Source organism: Marinobacter sp. HL-58, from assembly GCF_001314605.1.
Lineage (GTDB): Bacteria > Pseudomonadota > Gammaproteobacteria > Pseudomonadales > Oleiphilaceae > Marinobacter.
The window spans coordinates 123207-141134 of sequence record NZ_LIHP01000017.1; the positions used below are offsets into that span (position 1 = coordinate 123207).

The 17928-nt window shown below is 56.6% G+C and carries 17 protein-coding genes and 1 tRNA gene; all 18 read left to right on the plus strand.

Going from position 1 to position 17928, the window contains the following annotated elements:
* Positions 1-86: 86 nt before the first annotated feature.
* The 18 genes from HLUCCO03_RS15855 to secF all read left to right on the plus strand — a co-directional run bounded on the left by HLUCCO03_RS15855 (position 87) and on the right by secF (position 17913).
* Complete coding sequence (locus tag HLUCCO03_RS15855) at positions 87-647, plus strand: nitroreductase (RefSeq protein WP_027831811.1); 561 nt, start codon at positions 87-89, stop codon at positions 645-647.
* Between the two features lie 204 nt (positions 648-851).
* A complete protein-coding gene (gene flgB / locus HLUCCO03_RS15860; protein ID WP_027831812.1) occupies positions 852-1253 on the plus strand; it encodes a flagellar basal body rod protein FlgB in 402 nt (133 codons plus the stop codon).
* Between the two features lie 34 nt (positions 1254-1287).
* Positions 1288-1737 (plus strand): flagellar basal body rod protein FlgC, encoded by a 450-nt coding sequence (gene flgC, locus HLUCCO03_RS15865; protein WP_027831813.1) that lies wholly within the window; start codon positions 1288-1290, stop codon positions 1735-1737.
* A gap of 21 nt (positions 1738-1758) precedes the next feature.
* The gene (locus tag HLUCCO03_RS15870) at positions 1759-2436 is read left to right on the plus strand and encodes a flagellar hook assembly protein FlgD (RefSeq protein WP_027831814.1); all 678 of its coding nucleotides are present in this window, start codon (positions 1759-1761) and stop codon (positions 2434-2436) included.
* A gap of 27 nt (positions 2437-2463) precedes the next feature.
* Positions 2464-4317, plus strand: a complete 1854-nt coding sequence (locus tag HLUCCO03_RS15875; protein WP_027831815.1) for a flagellar hook protein FlgE — start codon at positions 2464-2466, stop codon at positions 4315-4317.
* Positions 4318-4399: 82 nt separating this feature from the next.
* A complete protein-coding gene (locus HLUCCO03_RS15880; RefSeq protein ID WP_027831816.1) occupies positions 4400-5152 on the plus strand; it encodes a flagellar basal body rod protein FlgF in 753 nt (250 codons plus the stop codon).
* An 84-nt stretch (positions 5153-5236) separates the two neighbouring features.
* A complete protein-coding gene (gene flgG, locus HLUCCO03_RS15885; RefSeq protein ID WP_027831817.1) occupies positions 5237-6025 on the plus strand; it encodes a flagellar basal-body rod protein FlgG in 789 nt (262 codons plus the stop codon).
* A gap of 28 nt (positions 6026-6053) precedes the next feature.
* Positions 6054-6758: a flagellar basal body L-ring protein FlgH gene (gene flgH, locus HLUCCO03_RS15890; protein ID WP_027831818.1), complete on the plus strand. Its 705-nt coding sequence runs from the start codon at positions 6054-6056 to the stop codon at positions 6756-6758.
* On the plus strand, positions 6755-7852 hold the full coding sequence (locus tag HLUCCO03_RS15895; RefSeq protein ID WP_027831819.1) for a flagellar basal body P-ring protein FlgI: 1098 nt from the start codon (positions 6755-6757) through the stop codon (positions 7850-7852). The genes flgH and HLUCCO03_RS15895 overlap by 4 nt, the downstream gene beginning before the upstream one ends.
* Before the next feature lie 8 nt (positions 7853-7860).
* Positions 7861-8850 (plus strand): flagellar assembly peptidoglycan hydrolase FlgJ, encoded by a 990-nt coding sequence (gene flgJ, locus HLUCCO03_RS15900; protein WP_027831820.1) that lies wholly within the window; start codon positions 7861-7863, stop codon positions 8848-8850.
* Between the two features lie 5 nt (positions 8851-8855).
* On the plus strand, positions 8856-10913 hold the full coding sequence (flgK, locus tag HLUCCO03_RS15905; RefSeq protein ID WP_027831821.1) for a flagellar hook-associated protein FlgK: 2058 nt from the start codon (positions 8856-8858) through the stop codon (positions 10911-10913).
* Positions 10914-10932: 19 nt separating this feature from the next.
* Complete coding sequence (gene flgL / locus HLUCCO03_RS15910; RefSeq protein ID WP_027831822.1) at positions 10933-12144, plus strand: flagellar hook-associated protein FlgL; 1212 nt, start codon at positions 10933-10935, stop codon at positions 12142-12144.
* An 85-nt stretch (positions 12145-12229) separates the two neighbouring features.
* A tRNA-Leu gene (locus tag HLUCCO03_RS15915) sits at positions 12230-12316 on the plus strand.
* A 41-nt stretch (positions 12317-12357) separates the two neighbouring features.
* Positions 12358-13449 carry a tRNA preQ1(34) S-adenosylmethionine ribosyltransferase-isomerase QueA gene (gene queA / locus HLUCCO03_RS15920; protein WP_027831823.1) on the plus strand — a complete coding sequence of 364 codons (1092 nt, stop codon included), beginning with the start codon at positions 12358-12360 and terminating at the stop codon, positions 13447-13449.
* Between the two features lie 14 nt (positions 13450-13463).
* A complete protein-coding gene (gene tgt / locus HLUCCO03_RS15925) occupies positions 13464-14582 on the plus strand; it encodes a tRNA guanosine(34) transglycosylase Tgt (protein ID WP_027831824.1) in 1119 nt (372 codons plus the stop codon).
* 118 nt (positions 14583-14700) lie between these two features.
* A complete protein-coding gene (gene yajC / locus HLUCCO03_RS15930; protein WP_292016743.1) occupies positions 14701-15006 on the plus strand; it encodes a preprotein translocase subunit YajC in 306 nt (101 codons plus the stop codon).
* Positions 15007-15086: 80 nt separating this feature from the next.
* Entirely contained in the window at positions 15087-16964 is a 1878-nt protein-coding gene (gene secD / locus HLUCCO03_RS15935) for a protein translocase subunit SecD (protein ID WP_027831826.1), read from the plus strand.
* A complete protein-coding gene (gene secF / locus HLUCCO03_RS15940) occupies positions 16957-17913 on the plus strand; it encodes a protein translocase subunit SecF (RefSeq protein WP_027831827.1) in 957 nt (318 codons plus the stop codon). Before secD ends, secF begins: the two co-directional genes overlap by 8 nt.
* Positions 17914-17928: the final 15 nt, after the last annotated feature.

Sequence of the window (17928 nt, forward strand, 5' to 3'; positions counted from 1 at the left end):
GACTAACAGTAATACATCTGTCCCACAATTCGTATGGTAGTTCAGGCCTGATCCGACGGCATGCGCCCCCAACAAGGCGAGAAGATATGACTGCAGTAATGGATGCATTGATGAATCGTGCTTCGGAACCGCGCCTGTGTGCGCCGGCTCCGGATGCGCAAACTCTGGAAAAAGCCTTTGCCTGTGCCGCCAGGGCACCGGATCACGCACTTTTGCGGCCCTGGCGTTATCTGGTCATTGAAGGCGAGGAGGCGCTTGCCGCGTTGGGGGATCTGTTTGTATCCACCTGCAGCGCCGATGCGTCTGACAAAGAGCGGGAGAAGCTTCGAAACAAAGCCACAAGAGCCCCGATGATTATCGTGGGCATCGCATCCCACAGTAATCATCCAAAGGTACCGGAGATTGAACAGACCATGTCGGCTGCCGTTGGCATGGGCTATCTGCTCCTGGCCCTGGAAGCTGCCGGTTACGGCGCTATGTGGCGAACCGGTGGCCTGGCCTACCATCCGGAGGTGGCACGCGGCCTGGGGCTGGATGACCATGAAATTATCACCGGATTCCTTTACACCGGCAGTATCAGTTCAAACAAACCGCCAGTGCCCAGACCACACCAGACGGAGTTCGTCCGCCGCTGGCCGCAATCCTGACCGTAGCGCCTTGCCCCTGCCGCTTCAGGTGGGGGGAAATCCCTTGCCGCTCTGCCTGCCGCGATATCTGCTATTTCGGCTCGAATCCCGCTACAGCCCATGCCCCGCAACAACTCCCCAAAACTGGCACTGCGATTGCTTTTACTCCTGCATGAAGCATAACCGGCAATATGAATAACGCCGGGTGCAGGAATCGGAGGCAATATGGCTATTTCCCTGGACAAGGCATTGGGCATTCACCAGCACTCGCTGGAAGGGCGGGTCAAGCGTGCGGAGGTGCTGGCCAACAATCTCGCTAACGCTGACACACCGGGCTACAAGGCGCGGGATATCGACTTTCAGGCGATGATGAAAAAAGCCCAGGAAGGCATGGAAAGCGGGCTTGGCATGAACCGTACCCATGCATCGCATATGGACACCTCTTCCATGGGCCAGGACAGCGAACTGCTGTACCGGGTTCCCGATCAGCCGTCGGTGGATGGCAATACAGTGGACGCCCAGCAGGAGCAGACCCGTTTCATGCGTAATGCCATGGATTACCAGGCCAGTTTCCAGTTCCTGAACGGAAAAGTCACCGGCATCAAAAAGGCACTCTCGGGTCAGTGATCCGGGCGCAGTCACCTAACTGAGGAGCAACACCATGTCACTGGGTAGCATTTTCGATATCGCCGGGTCCGGCATGACAGCCCAGTCGCTGCGGCTGAACACTACTGCGTCCAACATTGCCAACGCCGAGACCGCCAGTTCCAGTACGGAAGAGACGTATCGCGCACGCAAGCCGGTATTCGCCGCCATTCAGCAGGCGATGCTGAATCCCTCACAGCAGGGCCAGGCTTTTGGCAGCGAAGAGGGGTCTGGTGCCGGGGTGAGAGTGGAAGGCGTTGTTGAGAGTGATGCCGAGCTGCAGATGCGATACGAGCCAGATCATCCAGCGGCCAATGAAGAGGGGTATGTGTTCTACCCCAACGTGAACGTGGTCGAAGAAATGGCGGACATGATGTCTTCATCCCGGAGCTTCCAGATGAATGTGGACATTATGAACAGCGCCAAATCCATGATGCAGCGCATCCTGACCCTGGGTCAGCAGTAACAACCGAGCGAGGATTGAACCATGAGCGCAATTAACCCGGCAGACGCTTCGGATGTGCTGAGCAAATATCGCGTGGAGCAGGAGCAGGGCACCAAAGGCAGCAGTGAGCTCGGCAAGAATGAGTTCATGGAGCTGATGATTGCCCAGCTGAAGAACCAGAACCCGCTGGAGCCCCAGGAGAACGGCGAGTTTATCTCCCAGCTGGCGCAGTTCAGTTCACTCGAGGAGATGCAAGGCCTCTCCGGTAGCGTGGATGACGTGGCAAGCCAGTTCCGCTCTACCCAGGCGCTTCAGGCATCGGCCATGGTGGGCCGTACCGTGCTGGCGCCCTCATCCGTGGGCATCCTGGGGGCTGAGGGTGAAATTTCCGGAAACGTGGAAGTCCCCAACAGTACCGGCAGTCTCCGCATTTCCATTGAGAACCAGGCCGGGGAACGTGTGCGGCAGATCGATATGGGTGCTCAGCAGGCCGGTGTTACAGGGTTCAGTTGGGACGGTAAGGACGGCAACGGCAACAGTTTGCCTCCCGGTCCTTATAAGGTAGTCGCCGAGGCATCCACTCCGGACGGCCCCGAACAGTTAGGCACCATGCTCAGTGCGAACGTCGATAGCGTGTCGCTGGGCAAGGGCGGAAATATCACGCTGAACCTGGCAGGCATGGGCTCCATCGCTCTGTCGGATGTTGAGCAGGTTAATTGATACCGGTGAATTAGCACGAGGTGAAGTATGGCTTTCAACACAGGTCTTAGCGGCTTAAGGGCATCATCGGTTGATCTTGACGTAACCGGTAACAACATATCCAACGCCAGCACGGTGGGGTTCAAGGGCAGCAAGGCCGAGTTTGGTGACCTTTACGCCAGTGGCTTTCTGGGCTCCGGCAGCAACCCCATTGGTGACGGTGTCCGGGTGCAGGACGTCAAGCAGTCCTTTGGCCAGGGTAATATCAGTTTCACCGACAATGGCCTGGACATGGCCATCGACGGCGATGGCTTTTTTGTTCTTAACAATGGCGGTGAGGTTCGTTACTCCCGTGCCGGCCAGTTTGGCATCGATAAAGACGGGTTTGTTACCAATAACCAGAACATGCGGGTTCAGGGTTTTGTTGCCGATGATGATGGCAACCTGTCTGGCATCCAGGATGACTTGCAGATTGAAACCGATAACCTGGCACCCAAACGCACGACCAACCTGCGTTCTGACCTGAACCTGGATTCCCGCGAGTCTGTGTTGGAAAGCCAGGTGAGAAACTGGAACTCGCTGAGTGTAGATGATCTAAGGGATGAGAGTGTCACCTTTGAGTATGATGGTCAGTCCAGCACCATCGATATTGATGCGGATGAGGCTGTTAGCGATATCGTTGGCAAACTCCAGTCTGCGTCCGGAGTGTCGGCATCGGCTGCGACGTCTCTTCCGGTCGGTGATATGTCGGATGCCGATTTTTCAACCTTTCGATTGACGGTTGGTGACGAGAGTTCGCCAAGAGACATCGACCTGGATGGGGTCACGACAGTTGAAGAGCTTGAATCCAGGATCAGGCAAATATCGGATCAGTCGATATCCGCGTCGGTTGATGAAGATGGTGTGTTGAGCATTACGCACAACTCGGGCGAGACGCTTCGGGCTGAGTATGAAAACGATTCAGACCCTGACTTTGATGAATCGGCAACAGGCGTTGTCTCAATAAATACCGACCGTACAGTTACCGGTGTGGACTCAACATCAACGACAGTTGCAGAGGCCTTTAACGTAGCTCCAGAGCGGATAAACGCTTTCAACCCTCAGGACCAGCGTACATACAATCACGCAACATCCACGACCATCTATGACAGCCTGGGCAACTCCCACGATATGACCCAGTTCTTTGTGAAGCAGCCGTCGCCGGGTGGTGGCGTGGGTACCAGCGAATGGTCGGTGTACACCCAGATTGACGGTGAGTTTGTTGGTGGAACAGATGAAACTCCACACAGGGCCCGTTTTAACCAGGACGGTGAATTACAATCGGTGAATGGCGACCCCAATGGGGAAATCCTGATTGATGACTGGACGCCCAAGGATGCCGACGGTACGCCGAACGGAGCGGACGGTCCTCCCGCTGACGGAGAAGAAATAACCACTCCCATTCCGGATCCACCTACAAGCTCGGCTTTTGTGCTGGACCTGGGTAATACCACCCAGTATGGCAGCGAATTCGGGGTGAATGATCAGCAACAGAACGGTTATGCAACCGGTCGATTGTCCGGGCTGGATGTGTCAGACGAGGGTGTGCTGTTTGCCCGGTATACAAACGGGCAGTCCAAGTCACTGGGGCAGGTGGCGCTGGCTTCATTCAACAATACCAATGGCCTGTCTCCGGTGGGTGAAACCACCTGGGTGGAAACTTTCGAGTCTGGACAGCCTATTATCGGCGCTCCGGACACCGGAACCCTGGGCTCCATCAATGCCAGTTCCGTCGAGGAATCCAACGTGGATTTGTCCGAGGAACTGGTCAACCTGATCATTGCCCAGCGCAATTACCAGGCTAATGCCAAAACCATCGAAACCTCCGATGCCGTCACCCAGACGATCATCAACCTCCGCTAACCCTGAATACTGAACATGGCACAACTCCTGCTTTAACACTGGAAAGACTGGTAACAGTCAAAATTCCGGCAGGAGTTTTCCCATGGACAAGTCCCTCTATATCGGCATGTCTGGCGCCAAGCAGAACATGCTTTCCCAGCAGGCCCATGCCAACAATCTGGCCAACGTAAGCACCACTGGCTTCAAGCGGGATTTTGCCCAGGCCCGCAGTATGCCGGTATTCGGTGAGCACCATCCCACCCGGGCCTACGCCATGGCTGAGAGGCCCGGTACCGATCTTTCCGCCGGTGCGTTGCAGGATACCGGTCGCAAGCTGGACATTGCCGTTGAAGGTGATGGCTGGCTGGCGGTTCAGAACCAGCAGGGTGAGGAAGTCTTCACCCGTTCCGGCAGCATGCAGATTGATGTCAACGGTATGGTGCGCCTGTCCAGCGGCGAAATGGTCATGGGGAATGGCGGCCCGGTCGCGCTGCCACCTTTCGACAACGTGGAAATTGGTGCTGACGGCACGATTTCGATCGTTCCCGTGGGCGGTCCCCCAGACCAGCTGGTGGAAGTTGACCGCCTCAAGCTTGTCAATCCACCGCCCGAAGTTCTGGAGAAAGGTGAGGACGGCTTTATTCGCCGTAAGGCCGATGAGGCACTGGATGGCCCCGAGCCCCCGGATGGAAACATGAAGGTAGCTTCGGGATTTCTGGAAAGCTCCAATGTGAATGCCGTTGAAGAGATGATTTCCAACCTGCAGCTTTCCCGTCAGTACGAGATGCAGGTGAAGGTAATGACCACGGCCAACGAGAATTCCGAGGCTTCGGCACGACTGTTGCAGAATCTCTGATAAACCTATTGAACATCGTCCGGGTGGGCGGGAAAGCGGCAAAATTCGGCCGCATCAAGGCAGCCCCGGCAAGGAGTAGATGACATGCATCCAGCACTTTGGGTCAGCAAAACCGGGTTGAGCGCACAGGACACCAACATGTCCACCATTTCCAACAACCTGGCTAACGTGAATACCACCGGTTTCAAGCGGGACCGTGCGGTGTTTCAGGACCTGCTGTATCAGATCGACCGGCAGCCCGGTGGCCTGAATACCCAGAACTCGGAACTGCCGTCCGGCCTTCAGTTGGGTACTGGTGTGCGTATCGTGGGCACCGCCAAGCAGTTTTCCCAGGGTAATCTGGAAGTCACCGAGCAGCCCCTGGATATCGCGGTAAACGGCCGTGGTTTCATGCAGATACTGCTGCCGGATGGCCAGATTGCCTACACCCGTGACGGTCAGTTCCAGCTCAATTCCGACGGCGATATCGTCAACCCGGACGGTTATACCCTCGAGCCCAATATCAACGTGCCGGAAAACGCCACCAAGGTCACCATCGGCAAGGACGGAACGGTATCAGCGGTGACTGATGACCAGGCGGCTCCGGTGAACCTGGGAGAGATCACATTGGTGGACTTCACCAACCCCCAGGGGCTGCAGGCCATCGGTAACAACCTGTACAAGGCGACCAATGCCAGCGGCGACCCCGCTGAAGGCGAGCCCGGTATCGGCGGCCTGGGCACCGTTGAACAGGGTATGGTCGAGTCTTCCAACGTGGAAGTGGTGGAGGAGCTGGTGAACATGATCACCACCCAGCGCGCCTATGAAATGAACTCGAAAGTGGTTTCGGCAACGGACCAGATGCTGCAGTTCATCACGAACAATATTGGTTAACCGGCAGCAGCGAGCAGGAGGGGCAACCATGACATCCATTATCTCTGACAGACCAGGCCGACATGGCGCCGGCACCCTGGCGGTGGTCCTGGCGCTGGTTGTGCTTCAGGGCTGTACTGCCATGAGCCGCCCCCGGGCAATGCCCGATGATCCGGCCTATTCCCCTGTTCGAGCCGAGGCCATGATGCAGCGGGATCCGGAGTCCGGAGCTATCTACCAGTCATCGAGAAACTACAGCCTTTACGGTGACACGGTCGCACTGAACGTCGGCGATATTCTGACCGTTACCCTGGAGGAATCCACCCAGGCCAGCAAGAACGCCGAAAGCAGCATCAACAAGGACAATGAAATTTCCATGCTGGACCCCCGTATTCTGGGCAAGGACAACCTTGGTGTGGACACAGACATTGATCTGGAACGTGATTTCGAGGGCCAGGCGGAAGCGGATCAGAGTAACAGCCTTAACGGCAATATCACCGTTACCGTGACAGAAGTGCTGCCCAACGGGATTCTGCACATTCGCGGTGAAAAGTGGCTTTCGCTGACCAACGGTGATGAGTACATCCGCCTGACCGGACTGGTTCGTCCCCAGGATATTTCCCCGGATAATACCGTAGCGTCCAATCGCATCGCTGATGCGCGCATCGCCTATGGCGGCACCGGTGACTTTGACCAGGCCAATCAGATGGGCTGGCTGGCACGCTTCTTCAACAGTGAGTGGTTCCCGCTATGAAAATGCTGAGGTTCGGGATACTGGTAATAGCGCTGTCGGTTGTAGCTGCACCGGTACTGGCGGACCGGTTGAAGGATCTGGCCCGTATCAAGGGTGTGCGCAGCAATCAGCTTGTTGGTTACGGCCTGGTGGTTGGCCTGGACGGTACCGGCGACAAGGCGCCTTTTACCAACCAGACGTTCCGCAACATGATGAATCAGTTCGGTATCACGCTGCCGCAGGGGGTAGACCCCAATCTCGCCAATGTGGCGGCGGTGACCGTAACCGCTAACCTGCCACCGTTCGCCAAACCGGGGCAGGAGCTGGATATTACTGTTTCGTCCATCGGCAATGCGGACAGCCTCCGTGGCGGCACGCTATTGATGACACCGATGAAAGGTGCTGATGACCAGGTGTATGCCATGGCCCAGGGCAGCCTGGTGGTTGGCGGTTTTGGTGCCGAGGGGGCGGACGGTTCACGTATCACGGTCAATGTACCCAGTGTTGGCCGCATACCCAACGGTGCCACCATTGAACAGGAGGTGACCTCACCCTTTACCAGGGGCGATACCATCACCTTCAACCTGATGCGTCCGGATTTCACCACCGCCCGGCGGGTGGTGGAAGCCATCAATGACCAGCTGGGGCCGGATATGGCCTATGCCCACGACGCAACAGCGGTATCGGTCAAGGCACCCCGCGATCCGTCCCAGCGAGTGAGCTTTCTTTCCATTCTTGAAAACATCGATGTGGATCCCGCAGAGGAAGCTGCCAAGGTGGTGATCAACAGCCGTACCGGCACCATTGTTGTCGGGAAAAACGTCAAGGTGAGTCCTGCTGCGGTCACTCACGGCAACCTTACGGTGACCATCGAAGAGAATCCGGAAGTGGAGCAGCCCAACCCCTTTACCGATGCGGATGCAGAGGTAGAGCCTGATTCCCAGATCGCGATTACCGAAGAACCGGCAAGAATGTTCCAGTTCGGTCCGGCTGTCACACTGAACGAGATTGTGCAGGCGGTGAACCAGGTAGGTGCTGCGCCGGGTGATGTTATGGCTGTTCTGGAAGCACTCAAGCAGGCCGGCGCTCTGCGGGCCGAGCTGATTGTTATATAGGTGGCGTGATGCAGGATTACAGTCTCCAGAAAGCACAGGTCTATACCGATTTTGACGGGCTCAACTCCATCAAGAGCCGGGCCCGGACAGACAAGGATGCGGCACTGCTTGAGGTTGCGAAGCAGTTCGAGGGCCTGTTCCTGTCGGAAATGGTGAAATCCATGCGCAAGGCTGGCGATGTGTTCGCGGAAGGCAATTATCTCAACAGCAGCCAGTCGGAATTCTATCAGGAAATGTTCGACAGCCAGCTCAGCCTCACATTATCGCAGAAACAGGGTACCGGGCTCTCTGAAGCACTGGTCCGGCAGTTAAGCCGGCAGATTCCGGGTATGACCGAGGAAGGTAAACCCTTGGCGGCTCACAAGGCGGAGCTGGCGGATTACGACCGCAATGTGCCCGTGCTGTCGCCACGCCTTCCTGAGCAGGTGGACAAGGTGAACCGGGTGGCCGAAATGCCGGCACCGGCCGTGAAGCCGGAAACGGGCGCAACCCTGCCAGACCGGTTCGAATCGCCGGAGCAGTTTGTTCGAGAACTCTTGCCCGTGGCTGAACGGGTGGCTGAACAAAGCGGCATCAACCCCAGGCTGATGATTGCCCAGGCAGCACTGGAAACCGGCTGGGGCCGGCACATGATTGAAGGTGACGGCGGTTCGCCCAGCTTTAACCTGTTCGGCATCAAGGCAGATCAGCGCTGGCAGGGCGGTTCCGTGGATATTGCCACGACGGAATTCCGTGAAGGTGTGCCGATGAATGAGCGGGCGGCGTTCAGGGCGTATCCGGATTATGAATCCAGCTTCCGGGATTACGTGTCGTTCCTTGAGTCCAATCCCCGCTACCGGGATGTGCTGGCCGCCGCCGACGACCCCGATCAGTTTGCCAGCAAGCTCCAGGAAGCCGGTTATGCCACTGATCCGAACTACGGTGCCAAGATTCGCCGCATCATGAACAACGACTCCATGACAACATTGTCCATGGGTTCCCGCGGGGCTGAGGAGTAACGGTTATGGCAGGGCTCATCAATACCGGTCTTACCGGCATCCTCGGCCACCAGACGGCGCTGAATACCACCGGCAATAACATCACCAATGCCAACACGCCCGGGTACAGCCGTCAGGAAGTTCAGTTTGAAACCCAGCCGGCGCAGCGCTCCGGCGCCGGTTCCGTGGGCACGGGTGTCAATGTTACCGATATCCGCCGTCTGGCCAACGAGTTTCTTACCCAGCAGGTGCGTGAGGACACAACACTGGCCGGGGAACAGGAAACCCTGAACTCCGAATTGTCACGCCTCGATAACCTTCTGGGTGGTGAGTCCACGGGCCTGAGCAATGCCCTCAATAATTTCTTCGCCAGCCTGCAGAATGCCGCTGAAGATCCGGCCTCGCTGCCACAGCGGCAACTGGTGCTCAGCGAAGCGCAACAGGTGGTTAACCGTTTCGAGGCGCTCAACCAGGAGTTCATCCAGCAGCGGGAGTCAGTCAAGACCCAGAAGCAGCAGGGGGTCAAAGATGCCAATACGCTGCTCAAGAGCATCGCGGAACTGAACAATGCGATATCAGAGTCGCCGGGGCTGGCCCAGGGGCGGGAGCCCAATGAACTGCTGGATAAGCGTGACGAAAAGCTCAGAGAACTGTCCGAACTGGTTAATATCAGAGTCTCGCAGGCTGAAGGCAGCCAGGTCAATGTCTCCCTGCGTAACGGGCAATCCCTGGTGGTCGGCGATGAAGCCGCGCAACTCGGTACCCGCGAAAATTCCGAAGACCCCACCAGTCTGGAATTCATTCTGACTACCGGTGGGCGGACTCTGAACGTCGACAGTCAGATCAATGGCGGTAAACTGGGTGGTTTGCGCCGCTTTGAATCGGAAGGTCTGCAGCCGGCGTTTGATGAGCTGGGAAGGGTGGCCATTGCGCTCTCCGACACGGTCAATCACCAGCATGAAATCGGTATGGATCTTGATGGTGAGCTGGGTGGCCTGTTTTTCAGCGATATCAACTCGGAATCGGCACAGCGTGGCCGGGTCATCGCCAATGCCGATAATGGGGCGCCGCGCGATGCCCAACTGGCCGTCGAAATTATCGACAGTTCGGAGTTGGAGGCCGGAAGCTGGTCGCTGGAGTTCGGCGGCGACGGACGCAACTTTGAACTGGTGGACAGGGCCACAGGCAAGGTGGTCAACCAGGGCCGTCTGCCAGACCCGGTCCAGTCCGAGATATCCATGCCCGGATTCAATATCCGTGTTGAAGGCGGCACGTTCAATGCCGGTGACAAGTTTCTGATCCAGCCCACGCGACAGGCGGCAGCCAATATTGACCTGAAAGTGGACCGCGAGGAAGATCTCGCCTTCGCCAGCCCGGTGAGGGCAGAGGGTGCGGATGCCAACACCGGCGATGCCAGCATTAACCAGGGCAAAATGCTCAACGTGCGGGACCCGTTCACCAACTCGCTGCTCAGTAACTTTCGTCAGGAGGGCGAGCTGGATCCGCCACTGGATATCCGCTTCCGTGAAGATGGCGGCGAGCTTGTTTACGATGTTTTTGATGCAAACGCCGCCCCCGGCGATCCGCCGCTTATTGAGGGTGATGCCGGAGCAACCCCCCCGGTCAATGTGTTCGAGCCAGGCATCTCCAACAAGCTGTTTACCGAGGATCCGCGCTCACCGGATTACTTTGGCTTCCAGTTTGAAATATCCGGCAACCCCAGGCCCGGTGATTCCTTCGTTATCGATTACAACACCAACGGGGTGTCGGACAACCGTAATGCCGAATTCCTGGCTGCTCTGGGCACCAAGAATACCCTCAATAATGGCAGCCAGAGTTTTTCAGAAGGGTATGCCGGCCTGGTTGAAGATATTGGCGTGAAAACCCGGCAGAGCCAGCTGGACAAGGATGCTGGTAAAACGCTGCTGGAGCAGTCCACCAATCAGCGGGAATCGGTGTCAGGTGTCAACCTGGATGAAGAGGCCGGCAGGCTGATCCAGTACCAGGCCGCTTACAATGCGTCCGCTCAGGTAATGAGTGTGGCCCAGGATTTGTTCAATACCCTGTTACAGAGTTTCCGGTAACAGCGCGAGGTGATGTGACATGATCAGAATTTCATCACAGCAGATCTTTTCCGGCGGCATTAACCGGATGCAGGATCTGAACAGTAACCTGAACCAGACCCAGGAGCAGCTGTCCACCGGTAAACGGGTGAACAAGCCATCAGATGACCCTGTCGCGGCAGCACGGATTCTCAAGCTGGACCAGGAGCTGTCTCGCATCGAAACGTATCAGCGTAACGCCGGGCTTGCCGAGAACCGGCTGCAACAGGAAGAGAGCACCCTGGGCGACTCACTGGATGTTATCCAGCGGGTACGCGAGCTGACGGTCCAGGCGGGTAACGGGTCCCTTTCGGCGAATGACCGCAAGTCCATTTCTTCGGAAATCAAGGAACGGCTGGGCCAGCTGGCTAATATCTCCAATACGCGGGACGCTTCCGGCGAGTATATTTTCAGTGGTTTTCAGGGCAACAACCCGGCCTTTGCCAAGAATGAATCCGGAAACTGGGAATACCAGGGGGATGAAGGGCAGCGGGTGCTGGAAATTGATGACGGTGTAACGGTGCCTATCAGCGACCACGGCAAGGGCATTTTCTCGACCATTCCGGCGGCGGTATCTGCAGAACCTGGCGGGACAAACACCGGAGATGGCCGAATTGATCAGGTTCGTGTCGTGGATAACAGCGCTTTCTCGGCTGTATCTCCGGATGATATTGAAATTACCGTGGACACCGGTACCAACACCCTCACAGCAGTCACTGATACCGGGGATGTTCTTGTCGGGCCACCCGGTATTCCCTACGAATCTGGCGAACCGTTTGAAATCGCGGGAGTTCGGGCAACCATCTCGGATGCGGAGGACGGCGACACCTTTACCATCCGCGCTGGTGAAAAGCAGTCGGTGTTTGCGACCTTCGAAAACCTGATTGACGGTCTGGATACCCTTGATAAGGGAACGCCGGAAGGGCAGGCGGCCTATGATGACCTGATCGCCGCCTCCCTACAGAACCTGGACAACGCCCAGGAGAGCATCGTCAAGAAGCAAACGGAACTGGGTGGTCGCCTGAACGCCGTGGAATCCACCAGGTCCTTTCTGGAGGACTCTTCCGTCTACAGCGAGGATATCCGCTCGGAACTGAGGGATGTGGATTATGCAGAAGCCATCAGCAACCTGAGCTTCCAGAGCTTTGTCTTGCAGGCGGCCCAGCAGTCATTTGCGCAGGTTTCCAGGCTGTCCCTGTTTGATCGGCTATAGAATCACCCGGGGCGCCGTTGAACCAACTACGGCGCTTATATTGCTTTCAGAATCAACCTCAGTATAATCCCCCACACTCTCCGATGGCGGCGTGGTGAAATTGGTAGACACGACGGATTCAAAATCCGTTGGGGTAAAACCCGTGGCGGTTCGAGTCCGCCCGCCGCTACCATTAACAAGCCGCTCAATGCGGTGTCTTGAACAGTCCATTCAATGAATGTCTCCGATTTTCACTTTGAACTGCCGGATGAACTCATCGCCCGGTATCCACTCAAAGAGCGAAGCGCATCACGTCTGCTGAGCCTTGATGGTTTGTCCGGCACCGTTGCCCATCGGCAATTCGCTGACCTGACAGACCTGCTTCAGCCCGGGGACCTGCTCGTCTTCAACAACACCAGAGTCATACCGGCCCGGTTATTCGCCAGGAAAGAAACCGGCGGCCAGGTGGAAGTGCTGGTGGAGCGACTGCTCGGGGAACATGAACTGCTTGCCCATGTGAAGGCGTCCAAGGCGCTGAAGCCGGGGCAGCGTATCCTTCTGGAGGACGGGACTCCGATGCTTATGAAGCAGCGGGAGGATGCCCTGTTTCATCTGGTATGTGACAGCAGCGAGCCTTTGCTCGAACTGCTCGATCGCATCGGGCACATGCCCCTTCCTCCTTATGTTGACCGCCCGGACGAATCCACGGACCGGGAGCGTTACCAGACGGTCTATGCGAAAGAATCCGGTGCCGTGGCGGCCCCGACAGCGGGGCTGCATTTCGACGAAGGAATTCTCGCGAAGCTCGCGGCCCGGGGTATTGAAAGTACTTTTGTAACGCTTCATGTGGGCGCCGGTACCTTTCAGCCCGTGCGGGTCGAACAGATTGAAAACCATATAATGCACAGCGAAGTGGCCCATGTTCCGGAAGCAGCCGTCGCCGCCGTTGAGGCGGCGCGGGCCCGGGGTGGCCGTGTGGTTGCGGTAGGAACCACCTCGGTGCGCTCGCTGGAGTCGGCCAGCCGGGGCGGGGTGCTCAAGCCGTTCAGGGGCGAAACGGATATCTTTATATACCCCGGTTACCGGTTCCAGTGTGTCGATGCCATGGTGACCAACTTTCATTTGCCGGAATCAACGCTGATCATGCTGGTCAGCGCTTTTGCAGGCTATGAGAATGTGATGTCCGCCTACCGCGACGCCGTTGCGGAACGATACCGTTTTTTCAGTTACGGTGATGCCATGTTCATTACCGGGCAGGAGCCCAGTCTGGGCGCTCTCAAATGCTATGCCGGGGAAGGGCATCCGGAATCCGGAGAAGAATCATGACAGACCAGTGCTTTATGTCTTTCGAGAAGCTTGGGGAAGACGGCCGTGCCCGGCGCGGACGCCTGACCTTTCCCCGTGGCACGGTAGAAACGCCGGCTTTCATGCCCGTGGGCACCTACGGCACTGTCAAGGGAATGTTGCCACGGGACATCAAGGACATTGGTGCGGAAATCATTCTGGGTAACACGTTTCACCTGATGTTACGGCCAGGCACCGAGGTGGTGAAGGCTCATGGCGATCTGCACGATTTTACCCAGTGGCAGGGGCCGATCCTGACCGATTCCGGTGGCTTCCAGGTGTTCAGCCTTGGGGAAATGCGCAAGATAACCGAGGCGGGAGTAACCTTCCGCTCACCGGTGGATGGCTCACCGGTGGAGCTTTCACCGGAAATCGCTATGCAGGTCCAGCGTGACCTGGGTTCGGATATCGTCATGATCTTCGATGAGTGCACGCCTTACCCGGCCACGGAGAAGCAGGCCAATGAGTCAATGGAACTGTCCCTGCGCTGGGCTGAGCGCAGCAAAGAGGCGCACGCGGGTAACCCGGCGGCACTGTTCGGTATTGTGCAGGGTGGCATGTATGAGTCCCTGAGAGAACGTTCACTGCAGGGGCTTACCGATATCGGTTTCGATGGCTACGCCATCGGTGGCCTGTCTGTGGGTGAGCCCAAAGAGGACATGATCCGTATTCTCGACCACCTGCCACCAAAGATGCCGGAAGACCGCCCCCGTTACCTTATGGGCGTTGGCCGACCGGAAGACCTGGTAGAGGCAGTTCGCCGTGGCGTGGATATGTTCGACTGTGTAATGCCCACCCGGAATGCCCGTAACGGTTATCTGTTTACCTCCACCGGCATTGTGAAGATCCGCAATGCGCGACATCGTCATGACACCTCGCCGCTGGATACTGAATGTGACTGTTATACCTGTAACAATTTTTCGAGAAGTTATCTGCATCATCTGGATAAATGTGGAGAAATGCTCGGCTCGCAACTGAACACCATTCATAATCTGCGTTACTACCAGAACGTGATGGCCGGATTGCGTGGCGCAATTGAAGCAGGTACATTGTCGGACTTTATTAGTGACTTCTACGCCCGCCGGGGTGAAACGGTGCCGCCAATGGCGCAGTAACCACGGGGCGTGCCGGTTGTGAACCGCTATCTGAACTTTTCTTATCAAACGGAGATAATCAATGAAATCGATCAAGTTACTTGTTGCTGCGCTCTTTGCTGTTATGCCGGCACTGGCCATGGCACAGGATCCCGGTGCCCAGGGCATGGGCGTGATGGGGCAGGTGATCTTCTTCGCCGGCTTTATTCTGATTTTCTACTTCCTGATCTGGCGCCCGCAGTCCAAGCGTGCAAAAGAGCATAAAGCACTGATGGCTGGCCTGAACAAAGGTGATGAAGTGGTTACCTCCGGTGGCATGGCCGGCAAGATCACCAAGGTCAGCGATGATTTTATCGTGGTCGAGGTCGCCGATAACGTTGAAGTCAAGGTTCAGAAAGTTGCTGTAGCAGCTGCACTTCCGAAAGGAACTCTGAAGGACATCTGATCGACCGGTTTTCGACTCAGGTCTGAATTTGCCAAGCTGAAACTTCACAGCCGGTCTTTGGGCCGGCTTAAAGGGCCCCCATGCTGAACAAGTATCCACTCTGGAAAAATCTGATCATCCTGATTGCGCTCGCGATCGGGTTTATCTATGCCTTACCCAATGTGTTTCCTGACGACTATGCCGTGCAGATTACCGGTGCCCGGAGCAGCACCGATGTTGATCAGAGAATCCTGGAAAGGGCGGTTGATGCGCTCGAAGCAGAGGGTATAGAGATCAAGGCTTCCGAGATGCAGGATCGGGATGCCCTGATCCGTTTGACCGGTGCCGAAGACCAGTTAAAGGCAAGGCCGATCGTCCAGGACGCACTTGGACAGGATTATCTGGTAGCACTGAATATGTCTCCTTCCACCCCGGATTGGCTGAAAAGCCTGGGAGCCGGGCCCATGAAGCTGGGCCTGGATCTTCGAGGTGGTGTTCACTTCCTGCTGGAGGTGGATATGGAAACGGCGGTTGAGCAGCGCCTGGAGTCGATGTCGAGCCAGATCAAGCGGGAACTCCGGGATGAGCGCGTGCGTTATCGCGGCGGGGATGTTGAAGGTGATCGTTCCATTTCTCTTATCTTCCGCGATGAAGATTCCCGCAGTGAAGCCTTCAGCCTGGTCCGCGACCAGTACGACGAGTTCACCATGGACGAAGAGCAGGGTGAGGACGGCGAGTACCGTCTGGTTCTCACCCTGTCGGAATCGGAAATCCAGTCAATCCAGGACTACGCCATTGAGCAGAACCTGACCACCATACGGAATCGTGTCAACGAACTCGGGGTGGCGGAACCGCTTGTGCAGCGTCAGGGCGCGGACCGGATTATCGTCGAGCTGCCAGGTGTCCAGGATACCGCAGCCGCAAAACGTGTGCTTGGTGCCACCGCCAATCTGGAATTCCGCCTTGAGGCCCGGCAGGACGAGTCCACCGCCAACACTGAAAAGTTCGAGTTTCGTGACGAGCCCAATCGCGATGCCCGCCTCGAGCGTGATGTGATTGTCACCGGTGACAACGTTTCCAATGCCCAGCAGGCGTTCGACGAAAACGGCACGCCGCAGGTCAACATCAGCATGGACTCGGTGGGCGGTGACCTGATGAACCGGGCAACCCGCAATGCCATTGGTCGTCGCATGGCGGTGCTGTTTATCGAGTACCGCACGGAAACGGAAGAAGTGGTTGAGGATGGCGAAACCAAGACCGTTGACAAACGGGTTGTAGAGAAAGGCATCATCAGCCTTGCAACAATCCAGTCGGCGTTGGGCAGCAGCTTCCGCATTACCGGGCTTGATTCAATTCCGGAAGCGTCGGAACTGGCACTGCTGCTGCGAGCGGGCTCCCTTGCCGCACCGATGTATTTTGTTCAGGAACGGACCATCGGCCCGAGCCTGGGGCAGAAGAACATAGATGCCGGCATGATGTCCGTGTTACTGGGCTTTGTGCTTGTGCTGGCTTACATGGCGATTTATTACCGTGGCTTCGGCATGATTGCCAACATTGCCCTGACACTTAACCTGACGCTGCTGGTTGCCTGTATGTCGATTCTGTCAGCAACACTGACACTACCGGGTATAGCCGGTATTGTGCTGACAGTTGGTATAGCGGTCGACGCCAACGTGTTGATCTTCGAACGTATAAGGGAAGAATTGAAGGCCGGGATACCACCACAGTCGGCCATTAATGCCGGTTACTCCCGGGCCTTTGTGTCAATTTTCGATGCCAATATAACCACCTTGTTGGTTGCGGTGATCCTGTTTGCCATGGGCTCCGGCCCGGTGAAAGGGTTCGCGATAACGCTGTCCATCGGTATTCTCACGTCGATGTTCACCGGGCTGATGGTCAGTCGCAGCATCGTAAATCTCGTATACGGCGGTCGAAAGATCGAAAAGCTGTCGATCGGAGGGAAGCTGGCCAATGTCTGAAGCTGAGAAGAAACCAATTGATTTCATGGGCTTTCGGAAGATCGCTTCCGTTCTGTCCATTGCCCTGGTGGTCATTGCTATTGCACTGCTGGCGACACGTGGCCTGAATCTCGGGCTCGATTTTACCGGAGGCACTTCGGTAGAGGTTGAGTATCAGGAAGCGCCACCGCTGGACGATGTTCGTGAAACCCTTGAAGAGGCGGGGTACGAGAAGTTCGTGGTGCAGAATTTCGGTTCTGATACCACGGTTCTGGTGCGCTTGGCCGAGACTGGCAACGATGAGTTGGCTACAGAGGTAACCGAAGCTCTGAAAGCCTCCGGTGAAGAACTAGAACTGGTCAGTTCGGAGTTCGTTGGCTCCCAGGTGGGAGAAGAACTCAAGGAAGACAGTGGCCTGGGGATGTTGATCGCCCTGGCGGTTGTGCTGATCTATGTTGGCATGCGTTTCCAGTTCAAGTTTGGCATTGCCTCGGTGGTGCCGCTGGCCCACGACGTGATCATCGTGCTTGGCGTATTTTCACTGTTCCAGTGGACATTCGACCTGAGCGTGCTGGCGGCACTGCTTGCGGTTATCGGCTATTCCCTCAACGACACCATCGTTGTGGCGGACCGGATTCGCGAGAACTTCCGCAAGATGCGGGAGGGAGACTCCCAGCATGTGATCAATGAGTCTGTCCATCAGACCATCGGCCGGACCATCAATACATCCGGTACCACGCTTGTGGTTCTTCTGGCTCTTTATTTCTTTGGTGGCGAGGCCATTAACAACTTTGCGGTGGCATTGATCATCGGCGTTGTGGTGGGTACCTATTCGTCCATTTACGTTGCCGCCAACATGCTGATCGCACTTGGTGTTGCCCGTGAGGATCTGATTGTGCCGCCGAAGGAAGGCCTGGCCGGGCAGGAACAGGAAGAAGAGCAACCACCCGAATGGCTTAACCGGATGTAATTCATTCAGGTAAAA